At 63.2% G+C, this 16,058-nt stretch carries 10 protein-coding genes and 1 pseudogene; 2 read left to right on the top strand and 9 right to left on the bottom strand.

Going from position 1 to position 16,058, the window contains the following annotated elements; translation table 11 throughout:
• Positions 1-232 precede the first annotated feature (232 nt).
• From ACSQ12_RS15470 to ACSQ12_RS15480, 3 genes are all read right to left on the bottom strand, one after another.
• Positions 233-4,132: a DNA-directed RNA polymerase subunit beta' gene (locus ACSQ12_RS15470; protein WP_209743097.1), complete on the bottom strand. Its 3,900-nt coding sequence runs from the start codon at positions 4,130-4,132 to the stop codon at positions 233-235.
• Between the two features lie 119 nt (positions 4,133-4,251).
• On the bottom strand, positions 4,252-7,767 hold the full coding sequence (gene rpoB / locus ACSQ12_RS15475; RefSeq protein ID WP_209743095.1) for a DNA-directed RNA polymerase subunit beta: 3,516 nt from the start codon (positions 7,765-7,767) through the stop codon (positions 4,252-4,254).
• 338 nt (positions 7,768-8,105) lie between these two features.
• Positions 8,106-8,570 carry a hypothetical protein gene (locus tag ACSQ12_RS15480; RefSeq protein ID WP_436065964.1) on the bottom strand — a complete coding sequence of 155 codons (465 nt, stop codon included), beginning with the start codon at positions 8,568-8,570 and terminating at the stop codon, positions 8,106-8,108.
• Positions 8,571-8,781: 211 nt separating this feature from the next.
• Here ACSQ12_RS15480 and ACSQ12_RS15485 point away from each other — a divergent pair, with 211 nt between their 5' ends.
• Both ACSQ12_RS15485 and ACSQ12_RS15490 read left to right on the top strand, forming a co-directional pair.
• Positions 8,782-9,981, top strand: coding sequence for an acetyl-CoA C-acetyltransferase (locus tag ACSQ12_RS15485; RefSeq protein ID WP_436065965.1), 1,200 nt, complete (start codon positions 8,782-8,784; stop codon positions 9,979-9,981).
• A gap of 5 nt (positions 9,982-9,986) precedes the next feature.
• Positions 9,987-10,532, top strand: a complete 546-nt coding sequence (locus ACSQ12_RS15490) for an aminoacyl-tRNA deacylase (protein WP_436065966.1) — start codon at positions 9,987-9,989, stop codon at positions 10,530-10,532.
• Here ACSQ12_RS15490 and ACSQ12_RS15495 read toward each other — a convergent pair.
• From ACSQ12_RS15495 to rplA, 6 genes and pseudogenes are all read right to left on the bottom strand, one after another.
• Entirely contained in the window at positions 10,529-12,370 is a 1,842-nt protein-coding gene (locus tag ACSQ12_RS15495) for a bifunctional metallophosphatase/5'-nucleotidase (RefSeq protein WP_436065967.1), read from the bottom strand. The genes ACSQ12_RS15490 and ACSQ12_RS15495 overlap by 4 nt on opposite strands.
• Positions 12,371-12,579: 209 nt before the next feature.
• Positions 12,580-12,951: a 50S ribosomal protein L7/L12 gene (rplL, locus tag ACSQ12_RS15500; protein WP_011692821.1), complete on the bottom strand. Its 372-nt coding sequence runs from the start codon at positions 12,949-12,951 to the stop codon at positions 12,580-12,582.
• Between the two features lie 78 nt (positions 12,952-13,029).
• Entirely contained in the window at positions 13,030-13,620 is a 591-nt protein-coding gene (gene rplJ, locus ACSQ12_RS15505; protein WP_011692822.1) for a 50S ribosomal protein L10, read from the bottom strand.
• Positions 13,621-13,919: 299 nt separating this feature from the next.
• Positions 13,920-15,032 (bottom strand): GNAT family N-acetyltransferase, encoded by a 1,113-nt coding sequence (locus ACSQ12_RS15510; protein WP_436065968.1) that lies wholly within the window; start codon positions 15,030-15,032, stop codon positions 13,920-13,922.
• Positions 15,033-15,040: 8 nt separating this feature from the next.
• Positions 15,041-15,147, bottom strand: a pseudogene (locus ACSQ12_RS15515) (GNAT family N-acetyltransferase); the annotation flags it as partial.
• A gap of 128 nt (positions 15,148-15,275) precedes the next feature.
• Entirely contained in the window at positions 15,276-15,983 is a 708-nt protein-coding gene (gene rplA, locus ACSQ12_RS15520; protein WP_011692825.1) for a 50S ribosomal protein L1, read from the bottom strand.
• Between the last annotated feature and the right edge of the window lie 75 nt (positions 15,984-16,058).

Here is a 16,058-nt window from a genome sequence, read left to right on the forward strand (position 1 = left end):
CCCTAGGCATGCAAAAATGTGGCATACGTTGCACAAGAACCCTGCAAACCGGAAACGTCGCTCTGGCTTTGCCTTTCAGCTCAGCCGGCGCTCTCATCCACTGCCACAATAACAATTGGTATCCAGTCTAACATGGACGGCCGTCAAGCCTTAATCGGGCCAACGGAAAGGCCCCGCCACCGCTCCGTTGTTCAAAACAGAGAGGTGGCGGGGCCCGACGCCGAATTAACGGTTAGCGGAAGTCGCTGCCGAGATCGTAGTCATCCAGCGGAATGGCGTGGAACTCAGGAGCTCCGTCGCCGCCCAGGGTGTCGTAGGAGAAGTCGCTGAATGCGCTGGGACCTGTGAACAGGTTTGCCTTTGCTTCTTCAGTCGGCTCCACCGTGACCTCCGTGTAGCGCGGGAGACCCGTGCCAGCCGGGATGAGCTTACCGATGATGACGTTTTCCTTGAGGCCGAGCAGCGGGTCGCTCTTGCCTTCCATGGCCGCCTGCGTGAGAACGCGGGTGGTCTCCTGGAAGGAAGCTGCCGACAGCCAGGACTCGGTCGCCAGGGATGCCTTGGTGATGCCCATGAGCTCGGGACGTCCGGAAGCCGGAGTCTTGCCCTCGGACACAACGCGACGGTTGGCGTCTTCGAAGCGGCTGCGCTCGGCGAGTTCGCCGGGGAGCAGGTCGGATTCACCCGACTCGATGACCGTGACGCGGCGCAGCATCTGGCGAACGATAACCTCGACGTGCTTGTCGTGGATACCGATGCCCTGGCTGCGGTACACGCCCTGGACCTCGTCCACCAGGAACTTCTGTGCAGCACGGGGACCCATGATGCGAAGAACCTGCTTGGGGTCGACCGGACCGTTGATGAGCTTCTGGCCCACCGCGACGTGCTGGCCGTCTTCAATCAGGAGGCGTGAGCGGCGAAGGACCGGGTAGGCGATCTCTTCGCTGCCGTCATCCGGAGTGATGACCAGGCGCATCTGGCGCTCGGACTCTTCGATGGTGATGCGGCCGGCTGCTTCTGCAATCGGTGCGACACCCTTCGGAGTACGGGCTTCGAAGAGCTCCTGGATACGGGGCAGACCCTGGGTGATGTCGTCGCCGCCGCTGGCGGAAACAGCACCACCGGTGTGGAACGTACGCATGGTCAGCTGGGTACCGGGCTCACCGATGGACTGTGCGGCGATGATGCCCACTGCCTCACCGATGTCCACGGTCTTGCCGGTGGCCAGCGAACGGCCGTAGCACAGGGCGCAGGTGCCGACGCTGGACTCACAGGTGAGTACGGAGCGGACCTTGACCTCGGTGATACCGGCTGCGAACAGTTCGGCAATGACCACGTCGCCGCAATCGGTGCCGCCGGCAGCCAGGACCTTGCCCTTGGAGTCAACGACATCCACGGCCAGGGTACGGGCGTACGCGCTGTTCTCAACGTTCTCGTCCAGGACCAGCTCGCCGTTGGCGTCAGCCACGGCAATCGGGGTGACGAGGCCGCGTTCGGTGCCGCAGTCCTCTTCACGGACGATGACGTCCTGCGAGACGTCCACCAGACGACGGGTCAGGTAACCCGAGTTGGCGGTACGCAGGGCGGTGTCAGCCAGACCCTTACGGGCACCGTGCGTCGCGATGAAGTATTCCAGCACGGACAGGCCCTCGCGGTAGGAGGACTTGATCGGACGCGGGATGATCTCACCCTTAGGGTTGGCCACCAGGCCACGGATACCCGCGATCTGACGGACCTGCATCCAGTTACCACGTGCGCCGGAGGACACCATGCGGTTGATGGTGTTCATCGGCGACAGGTTGTCGCGCATGACCTGCGCGATCTCGTTCGTTGCCTTGTTCCAGATCTCGATCAGTTCCTGGCGACGCTCGTCGTCGTCGATCAGGCCCTTGTCGTACTGGCCCTGGATCTTGGCGGCGCGCTCTTCGTAACCGGCAAGGATGACCGGCTTCTCAACCGGGACCTCGATGTCGGAGATGGCGACCGTGACGCCTGAGCGGGTGGCCCAGTAGAAACCGGCATCCTTCAGGTTGTCCAGCGTTGCCGCGGTGACAACCTTCGGGTAGCGCTCGGCGAGGTCGTTGACGATGCGGGACAGTTCGCCCTTGTCGGCAACAGCCTCAACCCACGGGTAGTCCTCGGGCAGGGTCTGGTTGAAGATGACCTGGCCCAGGGAGGTCTGGACGAGCGCGGTCTGACCCGGCTCCCAGCCTTCCGGAGCTTCCCAGCCGGCGTAAGGGACAAAGCCCTCAAGGCGGATCTTTACCTGGGAGTTCAGGTGCAGCTCGTGCAGGTCGAACGCCATGATGGCTTCCGAAACCGAGGAGAAGATCCGGCCTTCGCCAGCTGAACCGACACGCTTGGTGGTCAGGTGGTAGAGGCCGATGATCATATCCTGCGAAGGAAGGGTCACGGGGCGGCCGTCAGACGGCTTCAGGATGTTGTTCGAGGACAGCATCAGGATGCGTGCTTCAGCCTGGGCTTCGGGGCTCAGGGGCAGGTGGACTGCCATCTGGTCGCCGTCGAAGTCAGCGTTGAAGGCGCCACAAACCAGCGGGTGCAGCTGGATAGCCTTGCCTTCAACAAGCTGGGGCTCGAACGCCTGGATGCCGAGGCGGTGCAGGGTAGGTGCACGGTTCAGCAGCACAGGGTGCTCGGTGATGATCTCTTCGAGAACGTCCCAGACCTGCGGACGGTAACGCTCAACCATGCGCTTGGCCGACTTGATGTTCTGGGCGTGGTTGAGGTCAACCAGGCGCTTCATCACGAACGGCTTGAAGAGCTCCAGAGCCATCTGCTTGGGCAGGCCACACTGGTGCAGCTTCAGCTGCGGGCCGACAACGATGACCGAACGGCCGGAGTAGTCAACGCGCTTGCCGAGCAGGTTCTGGCGGAAACGACCCTGCTTGCCCTTGAGCATGTCGCTCAGGGACTTCAGCGGACGGTTGCCCGGACCCGTAACCGGACGCCCACGACGGCCGTTGTCGAAGAGGCTGTCAACAGCTTCCTGAAGCATGCGCTTCTCGTTGTTGACGATGATCTCCGGAGCACCGAGGTCAAGCAGTCGCTTGAGGCGGTTGTTGCGGTTGATCACACGACGGTAGAGGTCGTTGAGGTCGGAGGTCGCGAAGCGGCCACCGTCCAACTGGACCATCGGGCGCAGTTCCGGCGGGATCACCGGGACGGCGTCCAGCACCATGCCGAGCGGGCTGTTGTTGGTGGTCAGGAAGGCGTTGACCACCTTCAGGCGCTTCAGGGCGCGGGTCTTGCGCTGGCCCTTGCCGTTGGCAATGATGTCGCGCAGGAGGTCCGACTCGGCCTGCATGTCGAAGTTCTCAAGACGCTTCTTGATGGCTTCGGCACCCATGGAGCCTTCGAAGTACATGCCGTAGCGGTCACGCAGTTCGCGGTAGAGGCCTTCATCGCCTTCGAGGTCTGCGACCTTGAGGTTCTTGAAGCGGTCCCAGACCTGCTCGAGGCGCTCGATGTCGGCGTCGGCACGCTTACGCACATTGGCCATCTGACGGTCCGCGGAGTCGCGGGCCTTCTTCTTGTCGGCAGCCTTGGCGCCTTCGCCTTCGAGACGGGCAAGCTCGTTCTCAAGGTCGCGGGCGATCGTGGCGATGTCGGAGTCGCGGTTGTCAACCAGCTGCTTCTTCTCGATGTCGTGCTCAACCTGCAGGTTGGGCAGTTCCTCGTGGCGGCTGTCGGTGTCGACGCTCGTGATCATGTAGGCAGCGAAGTAGATGACCTTCTCAAGGTCCTTCGGTGCCAGGTCAAGGAGGTAGCCCAGGCGGGACGGAACACCCTTGAAGTACCAGATGTGCGTTACGGGCGCAGCCAGTTCGATGTGGCCCATGCGCTCACGGCGGACCTTGGCACGGGTGACCTCAACGCCACACCGCTCGCAGATGATGCCCTTGAAGCGCACGCGCTTGTACTTGCCGCAGTAGCATTCCCAGTCGCGGGACGGGCCGAAGATCTTCTCGCAGAAGAGGCCGTCCTTCTCGGGCTTGAGCGTGCGGTAGTTGATGGTTTCCGGCTTCTTAACCTCGCCGTAAGACCAGCCACGGATGTCTTCCGCGGTGGCGAGGCCGATCTGCATGAGGCCGAAGGAGGATTCGCTGGACATATGGTCCCTGTTCTCTCTTGTTCTCTAAATTCTGAAGTCTTGGGTTACGGGAAGAGGGAGGTGGTTTACCGGGAAAAGACAGCGCGGGTGGTGCGCTGCTTTTCCCGGTAAACCCCCTCTTAGACCTCTTCTACGGAACTGGGCTCTGCACGAGACAGATCGATGCCCAGTTCTTCCGCAGCCGTGAAGACTGCGTCATCAGAGTCACGCATTTCAATTGTGGTTCCGTCCGTGGAAAGCACTTCCACGTTCAGGCACAGCGACTGCATTTCCTTGATCAAGACCTTGAAGGACTCAGGAACGCCCGGCTCCGGGATGTTCTCGCCCTTGACGATGGCTTCGTAGACCTTCACACGACCATGGATGTCATCCGACTTGATCGTGAGGAGTTCCTGGAGCGTGTAAGCGGCGCCGTAAGCTTCGAGCGCCCACACTTCCATTTCACCGAAGCGCTGGCCACCGAACTGTGCCTTACCACCCAGCGGCTGCTGCGTGATCATGGAGTACGGGCCGGTGGAGCGCGCGTGGATCTTGTCGTCCACCAGGTGGTGGAGCTTCAGGATGTACATGTAGCCGACCGAGATCGGATCCGGGAACGGCTCGCCTGAGCGGCCGTCGAACAGGCGGGTCTTGCCCGAAGAGTTGATCAGGCGGTCGCCGTCGCGGGTCACGTTGGTGGAGTCGAGCAGGCCCGTGATTTCTTCTTCACGAGCACCGTCGAAGACCGGCGTTGCAACGGTGGTCTGGCCACTCTCGCGCGGCAGGTTCGGCAGCTGCTTGACCCACTCGGGCTCGCCTTCGATCTTCCAACCGGTCTTGGCAACCCAGCCGAGGTGCGTTTCGAGCACCTGGCCGACGTTCATACGGCCCGGAACACCCAGCGGGTTCAGGACGATATCAACGGGGGTGCCGTCGGCAAGGAAGGGCATGTCCTCGATCGGAAGGATCTTAGAGATAACACCCTTGTTGCCGTGACGGCCGGCGAGCTTGTCGCCGTCGGTGATCTTGCGCTTGGCGGCCACGTACACGCGGACCAGCTGGTTGACGCCCGGAGGCAGCTCGTCGTCGTTGTCGCGGTCGAAGACGCGGACGCCGATGACGGTGCCGGACTCGCCGTGCGGAACCTTCAGGGACGTGTCGCGCACTTCGCGGGACTTCTCACCGAAGATGGCGCGCAGCAGGCGCTCTTCCGGGGTCAGTTCGGTTTCACCCTTCGGGGTGACCTTTCCGACCAGGATGTCGCCGGCTTCAACCTCGGCACCGATGTGGATGATGCCGCGCTCGTCCAGGCCTGCCAGGACTTCCTCGGACACGTTGGGGATGTCACGGGTGATTTCCTCGGCACCAAGCTTGGTGTCGCGGGCATCAATCTCGTGCTCCTCGATGTGGATGGAGGAAAGAACGTCCTCGGCAACAATGCGCTGCGAGAGGATGATGGCGTCCTCGAAGTTGTGGCCTTCCCATGACATGAATGCCACGAGCAGGTTCTTACCGAGCGCAAGTTCACCCTGGTCCGTTGCCGGGCCGTCAGCGATGATGCCGCCGACCTCCAGGCGCTGGCCTTCGCTCACCAGGACACGGTGGTTGTAGCAGTTGCCCTGGTTGGAACGCGCGAACTTGTTGATGCGGTAGTTGGTTTCCGTGCCGTCGTCGTTGAGCATGATGACGAGTTCAGCGGACACCTCGGTGACCACACCGGCCTTCTTCGCGATGACGACGTCACCGGCGTCGACTGCAGCGGCGCGCTCCATGCCGGTACCGACGAACGGTGCCTCGGAACGGACCAGCGGCACGGCCTGGCGCTGCATGTTGGCACCCATGAGTGCGCGGTTTGCATCGTCATGCTCGAGGAACGGAATCAGGGCCGTAGCCACGGACACCATCTGGCGCGGGGAAACGTCCATGAACTCGACGTCGGCGGCGGGGACCAGCACGGGCTCGCCTCCACCACCACGGGCGCGGACCAGGACGGTCTCTTCGGCGAACTTCTTGTTCTCGTCCAGCGGAGCGTTGGCCTGGGCAATCAGGACCTCTGCTTCGTCGTCGGCCGTGAGGTACTGGACCTCATCGGAGACGACGCCCTCGGATACGAGGCGGTACGGGGTCTCGATGAAACCGAAGGGGTTGATGCGGCCGTAGGATGCCAGCGAACCGATCAGACCAATGTTCGGGCCTTCAGGGGTTTCAATGGGGCACATACGTCCGTAGTGGGACGGGTGAACGTCTCGGACTTCCATGCCTGCACGGTCACGGGACAGACCACCCGGGCCAAGCGCCGACAGGCGGCGCTTGTGGGTCAGACCCGACAGCGGGTTGTTCTGGTCCATGAACTGGGACAGCTGGGAGGTTCCGAAGAACTCCTTGATGGCTGCCACGACGGGGCGGATGTTGATCAGCGTCTGCGGCGTGATGGCTTCGACGTCCTGCGTGGTCATACGCTCGCGGACGACGCGCTCCATACGGGACAGGCCGGTGCGGACCTGGTTCTCGATGAGCTCGCCGACGGCGCGGATGCGGCGGTTGCCGAAGTGGTCGATGTCATCGATTTCGACGCGCAGCTCGTGGTCCTGGCCGTCGCGCTTGCCGGTGAGGGTCTTCTCGCCGGCGTGCAGTGCAACCAGGAACTTGATCATTGCAACGATGTCTTCGACGTGCAGGACCGAAGCTTCCTTGTCGCCAAGGGAGCGGTCGATGCCAAGCTTGCGGTTGATCTTGTAACGGCCGACCTTGGCCAGATCGTAGCGCTTGGAGTTGAAGTACAGGTTGTCCAGCAGGGACTGGGCAGCCTCGACGGTGGGCGGCTCGCCCGGTCGCAGCTTCCGGTAGATGTCCAGCAAGGCGTCTTCGCGGGTTTCGGTGGCGTCCTTCTCCAGCGTTGCGCGCATGGAGTCGTACTGGCCGAACTCTTCGAGGATCTGGCCTTCGGTCCAGCCGAGGGCCTTCAGCAGCACGGTGACGGACTGCTTGCGCTTGCGGTCAAGGCGGACGCCGACCTGGTCGCGCTTGTCGATCTCGAGCTCGAACCAGGCACCGCGGGACGGGATGATCTTGGCAGTGAAGATATCCTTGTCGCTGGTCTTGTCAGCGGTGCGCTCGAAGTAGGCGCCCGGGGAACGGACCAGCTGGGAGACAACGACGCGCTCGGTGCCGTTGACTACGAAGGTGCCCTTCTCGGTCATCAGCGGGAAGTCACCCATGAACACGGTCTGCTGCTTGATTTCGCCCGTGTTGTTGTTCATGAACTCGGCTTTAACGTACAGCGGAGCCGAGTACGTAGCATCCCGGTCCTTGCACTCGGCCATGGTGTATTTGGGATCAGCGAACTCCGGATCGGAGAAGCTCAGGGACATGGTGCCCTGGAAATCCTCGATCGGGGAGATCTCTTCGAAGATGTCAGACAGACCGGAGCTAGTGGCGACGCTGAGGTCGCCTTCTTCGACGGCCTTCGCAACGCGTGCCTGCCAGCGTTCGTTTCCGACCAGCCAGTCGAAGCTGTCCGTTTGCAGGGCAAGCAGATTCGGAACGTCAAGAGGTTCGTGAATCTTTGCGAATGAGAGCCGGCGAGTGGCACCATCGGTGCTGTCGGCATTGATAGCGGTAGCGTTGTTTACATTAGAGGTGCTCGAGGCGACCAAGAGGGATCCTTCCACAGACCTTCAGGCGTTTTCAGATCTCCCCCGTTGCAAGCCCTGCAGAATGACTCCGCAGCGCTACCAGTCCGGTTCCGCTATATGACCCGGGACCCAGGCTGCCCATGGTGTGACACGTCTTTGACGGCACGTTGATGGATCAGCTGCTAGGCAAAGCCCACCGCTATATGAAGGCTGAAGGTAAACAGGGAAGACGCAAATATCTACGATACGGCAAAACAGCGTACGTGTCTACCCCACTTCCCCGCTTATTGCAAGCACTGTTGCCGCGGGCACCTAGTTGGTCTGCGGACCGCCACGGGCGGGCCGCCGCAGGCGGACCGCTACAGCGTGAGGGTCACGCCTTCGGCGGTGCAGGCGCCGGCGTTGGCGAACACCGCATCGCGGACCGCGTCCTTGGAAGCCTGCTCCGGCTCGCCGTTCCCGCCAGCTGCTGAATGGTCGATGGCGATGAGGCTCAGTGCAGCAAAAAGGCCCTCGAGATCTCCGGAGACGGCAGCTTTGGCGTCCTCGGCCTTGAGGTAGATGTCCTCGTAGGCATTGGCGTCGCCGCCCGCAGCCTTGTACTCGGCGTAGAGGGTGTTGAACTTCTCGCAGGCTTCCTTCACGCCCGCACTTCCGGCGTCGGAACTGTCGGAAGACCGCGACGGGGACGCCGGGGACGGCGCGGAAGAAGAGGTGGCAGGGGCCGCCGTCGACGTCGTGCTGTCGGGCGCGGGAGTGGAAACGCTGCAGGCCGTGAGTCCGGCCAGGCCTGCGATGGCCGCGACTGCAAGTATCTTCTTCATTTGAGCTCCTGTTTCCCCACAACGTCTTCCCGGGACGGGCGTATCCGCCATCCACCCTACTCAGCCCTGACCGGCGCCGCACATTCGCTTGATGGGCAGGCCTACCCATCAAGGCGGCGGAATGGAGCCTGCCGCGCATGCGTTTGAATGGATAGGTGATTCGGCTCACGATAGCCTTGGCCTACATCGTCACAGATCGGAAGAGATAACCATGAGCAACTCCCCAGACAACAACGATGTTGTCATCCTCGCTGCGGCCCGCACGCCGCAGGGCCGCCTCAACGGACAGTTGACCGGCTTCACGGCGGTGGAGCTCGGGGCGCATGCCATCAAGGCGGCCCTCGCCGCGAGCGGCGTTGCCGCGGACCAGGTGGATGCGGTCATCATGGGCCAGGTGCTGCAGGCGGGAGCGGGCCAGAACCCGGCGCGGCAGAGCGCCATCGGCGCCGGCATCGGCTGGAACGTCCCCATGGTCACCATCAACAAAGTGTGCCTTTCCGGCCTCACAGCCGTGATCGACGCCGCCCGCATGATCCGTAGCGGTGATGCCGCCGTCGTCGTCGCCGGCGGCCAGGAATCCATGTCCCGGGCGCCGCACATCCTGCCGGGTTCCCGCCAGGGTTGGACGTACGGGACTGTCCAGGCGCTGGACGTGGCCGCGCATGACGGCCTGACCGATGCCTTCGACGGACAGTCCATGGGGCTGTCCACGGAAAGCAAGAACCTGGTCCTGGGCATCGACCGGACCTCGCAGGACAACGTGGCGGCCCAGTCCCACCAGCGCGCTGCCCTGGCCGCGAAGAACGGAGTTTTCGACGACGAGATCGCCCCGATCAGCGTCAAACAGCGGAAGGGGGATCCGGTGGTGGTGGCCACAGACGAGGGCGTGCGCCCGAACACGTCGATCGAGTCGCTGGCCGGGCTCCGTGCGGCGTTCGTCAGCGACGGCACCATCACGGCGGGCAACTCCTCTCCCCTGTCCGACGGCGCTGCCGCCCTGGTGTTGACCACCCGGAAGTTCGCGGAGGACAACGGCCTTGACTATCTTGCGGTGGTGGGCAAGCCGGGCCAGGTAGCAGGCCCGGATAATTCGCTGCACTCGCAGCCCTCCAATGCAATCAAGAGCGCCCTGGACCGTGCCGGATGGACCACCGCGGACCTCGACTTCATTGAGATCAACGAGGCCTTCGGTTCGGTTGCCGTCCAGTCGCTCAAGGACCTCCAGTACCCGCTGGAGAAGTGCAACATCCACGGCGGCGCCATCGCCCTCGGGCACCCCATCGGGGCCTCGGGCGCCCGTCTGGCCGGACATGCCGCACACGAACTGAAACGCCGCGGCTCCGGCAAGGCCGCTGTTTCCCTGTGCGGCGGCGGCGGGCAGGGCGAAGCCCTCCTCCTCTACCGGGACTGACGACTGTGGCTGGCAACGCCGACAACGCCACCGGCGGCACGACCGGAGCCGGCGGCACCGGCAGGGAGCGGTTCCTTGCCGATGCCGCCGCCCGCGGGCTGGAGGTCCAGCTCGTGGAGCGGCTCGCCGCGAACAGCCTCCAAGAGGCGGCCCGGATCCTGGGCATCCAGCCGTCGGACATTGTGAAGTCCCTGGTGGTCAAGCACAAGGACGGCAGCTTCCTGTTTGCCCTGGTGCCGGGAGACCGCCAGATTTCCTGGCCGAAGCTCCGCAGCCTGCTGGGTGTCAACAAGCTTTCCCTGCCGCCGGCCGACGTCGCGCTCGAGGCCACCGGTTACGAGCGCGGTACGATCACCCCGCTGGGCAGCACCACGCCGTGGCCGGTCTACGCGGACGCGGCCATCACAGGGCGGCGGATTTCCATGGGTGCCGGGCAGCACGGCTACAGTGCCTTCGTGGACGCCGATGCCCTGACCGCGGCGCTGGACGCCGTGGTCGCGGACATCAGCGACGCCGTCCAGGTCCCGGCACCGCCCGGCAGCCACGTCTAGGGTGTGACCGTCAGCGGCTGGCCGTTGACCACAAGCCGCCAGTCATTCCGGCTGAACAGGGCTGCATCAAGGGTGCCGTTGTCAACAACGTAGTCAATGATCCGCTGCCGGATCTCCTGCTGGCTGTTGGACAGGACGGGCGCCGTCTTGACTGCCGGGAAATTCCCGCCGCCGCTCTGGCGGTAGTTGTTGATGGCCATGGCGAATTCCTGGTCCGCACGCAGCGCCTCTCCCCCGTAGCTGAGGTTGACGATACGCCCGCCAACGGGCCGCGCCAGGTCGATGTCGTAGGTCAGCGGCGCATCAAGGCCGTAGACGACGTCGTAGTTGTAGTCCGGGGTTCCGTTCGGCGCCATAGCGGTGCCGGCGTTGGTGACGTCGGCCGCGCGGGCCGTGGCGGAACTGACCGGCTTGAAGTACTGCGCTGACCATTCGAGGTAGGCCTTCACCTGGGCACCGGTGACCTTGATGGACAGCAGCGTGTTGTCAAAGATGTAGAGCCCCGCGACATCACGGATGGTCAGGGGCCCGGCTTTGACGTCCACGGCGCGCGAAAACGCCGCGGCGATGGACAGCACCGGAAGGCCGGCCGCAGTGCCGCCGGCCAGTTCGGCCTTGATGGTGCTGGCCTGGACGTAGTTGATGGCGTCGATGGCCGCGGAGTCCTCCCAGCAGGCGGTGGCCGTGCTGAGCGGGGCCGTGGACGTTCCAATCACCTCGTTCACGTACGCCACCGTAGCGTCGTGCCCGGCCTGAACGGCGCGGACGACGGCGGGATCCGCCTCTACGGTCTTGGCGTCCAGCAGGTGGGACGAGGCTGAAGTGACGCTCCACTGCCCCTTCTCCTTGGCCAACTGAAGGTCCATCACGGCAACCCGCATGCCCCACTTCAGCGGCTCGGTGAGGAGCACCTGCTTGCCGGTGGCCCTGTTACGGACGAATCGTTCCGGGATCTCCACGTGGGCGTGGCCCACCAGGATGGCATCGATCCCCGGCACTTCCTCCGCCAACTGGGTGGAGGCGTTTTCAGGGAACGGAAGGGCGTCGCCGTAGGAGGATCCCGGCGTCGCGCCTGAATGGCTGGAGACGATCACGACGTCGGCTCCGGCGGCCTTCATTTGCGGGATGACGATCCTGGCTTCTTCAACAATTCCGTTGAAGTCCAGTTTTCCCTGGACGTTGTCGCGGTCCCAGAGTGCGCAACCGGGTGTCACGAAGCCGACCAGTCCCACCGTCAGCCAGCCGTTGTCCGTCTTAACGCGCTTGAGCACATACGGGGTGAAGGCCCGCTCCCCGGTCACGGCGTCGTGGACGTTGGCACCGAGGAGCGGGAAGTCGAGTTGCTTCTCCCAGGTGCGAAGCAGCGGGATGCCGTAATTGAACTCGTGGTTGCCAAGACCCACGGCGTCGTAGCCCACTGCGTTCATGGCGAGGGCCATGGGGTGCGTGACCGACACGGAGATGGGGCGGATTTTGGCAAAGTAGTAGGCCAGCGGCGTTCCCTGGATGGTGTCGCCCGCGTCGATGGTCAGCGTGCCTTGTGCCCCCCGTTCGGCCCGCATTGCCTTGATCAGCGTGGCCGCCTGGGCGATGCCGATCTTGTTGCCCGCCGCGTCCGCGTAGGCCGTGTCCTTGAAGTAGTCCCAGTTGAAGACGTTGTTATGCAGGTCGGTCGTGCCGAGCACTGTCAGGGTGAACTGCTTCTTTCCTCCGGGCTGGAGCGCCGGCAGGGCCTGTGCGCCGGGGGCTCCGGCCAGGGTGGCTGCGGCGGCGGTCCCGCCGACGAGGGCGGCCGTGAGCATGGCGCGGCGGGAGGGCGGAGAGGTCGGATCGGTCATCGTGTGAACTCCTTGACGTAGGTGGCCGGTAGGCACAATTCCAAAGTCTAGGGCTGCCTGAAGACCATGAAAAGGAGAGTCCACAATCTTTTTTCGGAACTTCACCCGCTGTTGGTGCAGGTCCCGGATGCAGGAAACCCCGCCCACCGGAGTGGACGGGGTTTCCCGGAGCAGAAAGGAAAGCTGAACGCTTCCCGGAGCTCGAAGTGTTACTTGAGGGTAACGGTGGCGCCGGCAGCTTCGAGCTGCTCCTTTGCCTTCTCGGCAGCTTCCTTGGTGGCGCCTTCGAGGACGGCCTTCGGAGCGCTGTCAACCAGGTCCTTGGCTTCCTTGAGGCCCAGGGAAGTGATGGCGCGAACTTCCTTGATCACTGCGATCTTCTTGTCGCCAGCAGCTTCGAGGACGACGTCGAAGTCGGTCTTCTCTTCAGCTTCTTCAGCAGCGGCAGCCGGGCCGGCAACGGCAACGGCAGCAGCGGTAACTTCGAAGGTCTCTTCGAAGAGCTTGACGAACTCGGAGAGCTCGATGATGGTCAGTTCCTTGAAAGCTTCAATGAGCTCTTCGTTGGTGAGCTTCGCCATGGTGTGGCGTCCTTCCTATAGGTGGTGCTTGGCGGCCTGGGCCGTTGCCTTCACACCGGAGTCTGGTTTGAAAGAGAGTTAGTTCTCTTCGGTGGCTGCGGCTTCGGCCGGAGCTTCGGTCTCTGCTGCTTCTGCTGCCGGGGCTTCTTCAGCGGCGGGCGCTTCGGCAGCTGCCGGTGCACCGTTCTCTTCTTCAAGCTTGAGGCGCAGGGCGTCGATGATGCGTGCAGCAGCGGCAGCAGGAGCCTTGAGGATGCCTGCAACCTTGGCGAGCTGCAGCTCGCGGGACTCGAGTGCTGCCAGGGCAGCAACTTCGCTGGCGTTCAGTGCCTTGCCCTCGAAGTAACCGGTCTTGATAACCAGCTGCTTGTTGGTCTTGGCAAAATCCGTCAGGCTCTTGGCAGCTGCAACTGCGTCACCCTTGATGAACGCGATTGCAGTGGGGCCGGCGAGCTGACCGTCGAATGCTTCGACACCAGCTTCCTTGGCTGCAATTGCGGTCAGGGTGTTCTTGACGACCGCGAACTTGGTGTCCTGGCCGAGAGAAACGCGCAGCTGCTTGAGCTGTGCAACGGTGAGCCCACGGTATTCGGTCAGGACAGCGGCGTTCGATTCCTTGAAATCGTTAGTGATCTCAGCTACTGCTGAAACCTTGGTAGGCGTTGCCATAACCCTCCTTCCGGGGATAGTGCCGGTGTTCCGGGTCCCCGCTCAGGTGAGCTAAAACTAAAAACGCCCCGGGCAGATGCACGGGGCTTGGCTCGACACGGTCCATGACTGTGGAGCTTTACTTCGTTCACCTGCGCTGGCCGCCCTATGTTCAGGGTCCTTCGTCCGGAAATCCACTGGCTCTCCCGCACACAACTGCAGAATTGAGCGATGCCCAGGAGAGTGGATTTCCAACAACCGACGGTCTTTGGTCCTTCAAGCTTACGGGCAACGCGGCCCGTACTCCAAATCGGCGCCGTTCAGCTGCTGCTTGGCCCCAGGTCCGGGAGGTCCTTCTGCCATATCCCCGTAACGCCTGCGGTATTGAAGCCCAGCTGCTGGTTCACTTTGAGCAGATATCTGTTTTCCGGGGCATTCCAGGTGTAGATGACCCTGGCGTCGGGGAACTGCTCGGTGAGGCGCACCATGTTCGCCACCTTGATCAGGAGGCCCAGCTTGTTGCCCCGGTGTTCCTGCATCACCACGGTGTCGTCCTGGAACACGACGTCCTGCCTTTGGGACAGGACGCTGATGGTGGTCAGCCCCACCAGCATGCCGGTGGCGATATGTTCGACGGCGGTGACCACCGTCCGCCGTCCCTGCGCGATGGTGGCGTCTTCCGCCTTCCGGATCATGGCGCCGTCGAACACCATCTGCTCTTCAGTCCGAGCGGACGGTTCGGTGTCTTCACCGGCCTGGTTCTCCAGGGCGGCCACGCCCTCGAGCCAGACGTCCGGGCACCTGTCCGTCCAGTGATGCAAGCGGTAGCGGCCCGCATTGGCCTGCTCGGCTTCGTCGGACAGCTCCGCGACCAGCTTGGTGTCCAGCGGCAGCAGGCAGGAGCTGAACTGCTCGATGTGCTGCAGGGTGTAGCCGGTCTTCCGGGCGAACTCCACTTCCCGGCTTCCCATCGGAACAAAGCCAAGCCCGGAGCCGGGGACAAGCTGGTCGTCCACGGAGCTGCTCAATGAAACGCCGGGATGGTTGGTATCGATCAGGATCATGCTCCGGCCTTCGGCCCGGGCAAACTGCTCCGCCGCTTCCAGCAACTGACGCCCCACTCCCTGGCGCTGGAATTCCGGCAGAATGTCCAGTGTGAATTCCGCGAGGTCAAGGTTGTCGGCGAGTGGCAGGGCGATGTCCACCGTGCCCACAATCTGGCCCTGCACCTTGGCCACCAGGATGACCTGGCGCTCGTAGGGATCGGCAAGTTCCAGGAGCTTCTCAAACGGCGTGTAGGCGAGGTCGTCACTCCCCCACGTTTGCATCCGCACCTTCCGGCCAACTTCGACGGCGGCCAGGAAGTCGGCGCTGTCGGGCCCGTCGAGGGAATCGGGAATCCAGAGTTGTTCGATCCGTACGTCTTCAACCATAGAGGGCGTCATTCCAGTCGTTTCTGCCACTCACCTTCAAAGCCGGCGGGCTTGAATCCAAGCGAATAATTATCGCCAGCATATGCCGGTTTGCGCTGGCATTCCACGTAATGACCGGCTCCGTTCACAGCTTCCTCTGCCATTCGCCGACATACCCCGCGGACTCCGGCAAGCGAAAGGGCGCAAACGCAGAAAGACCGTCCCGCAGCTGCGGGACGGTCTTTCTGGCGGAACCGGCGAGGATTAGACCTCGGTCAGGACCTTGGTGACGTTGGGGTCAACCGAGATGCCCGGGCCGAACGTGGTAGCCACGGTGGCCTTCTGGATGTAGCGGCCCTTGGAAGCGGAGGGCTTCAGGCGAAGGACCTCTTCCAGTGCGGCTGCGTAGTTCTCGGCCAGCTTGATGGCGTCGAACGAAACCTTGCCGATGATGAAGTGCAGGTTCGAGTGCTTGTCGACGCGGAAGTCGATCTTGCCGCCCTTGATGTCGTTGACAGCCTTGGTGACGTCGGGAGTCACGGTGCCGGTCTTCGGGTTCGGCATCAGGTTACGGGGACCCAGGACCTTACCGAGGCGGCCAACCTTGCCCATGAGGTCAGGGGTGGCGACGGCTGCGTCGAAGTCGGTCCAGCCTGCTGCGATCTTTTCGATCAGGTCATCGGAACCAACGAAGTCGGCGCCGGCAGCGATTGCTGCTTCTGCCTTGTCGCCCGTTGCGAAGACGAGGACGCGGGCAACCTTACCGGTGCCGTGGGGCAGGTTAACGGTACCGCGGACCATCTGGTCAGCCTTACGCGGGTCTACACCCAGGCGGAAAGCGACCTCAACGGTGGCGTCGAACTTGGACGGGTTGGTGTCCTTGGCCAGCGTCACTGCCTCGAACGGCGCGTAGAACTTCTCCGCGTCGATCTTGGCGGCGGCTGCCTCATATGCTTTGCTGCGCTTTGCCATGCTGCTTATTCTCCTTGTGCAGTTGTGGTCTGCGGACCGCGCTGGGCCCTGCCACAGTTGGATGATCGGGCTGGA

This window comes from Arthrobacter sp. LjRoot14 (assembly GCF_964253905.1).
In the GTDB taxonomy this organism is placed as follows: Bacteria; Actinomycetota; Actinomycetes; order Actinomycetales; family Micrococcaceae; genus Arthrobacter.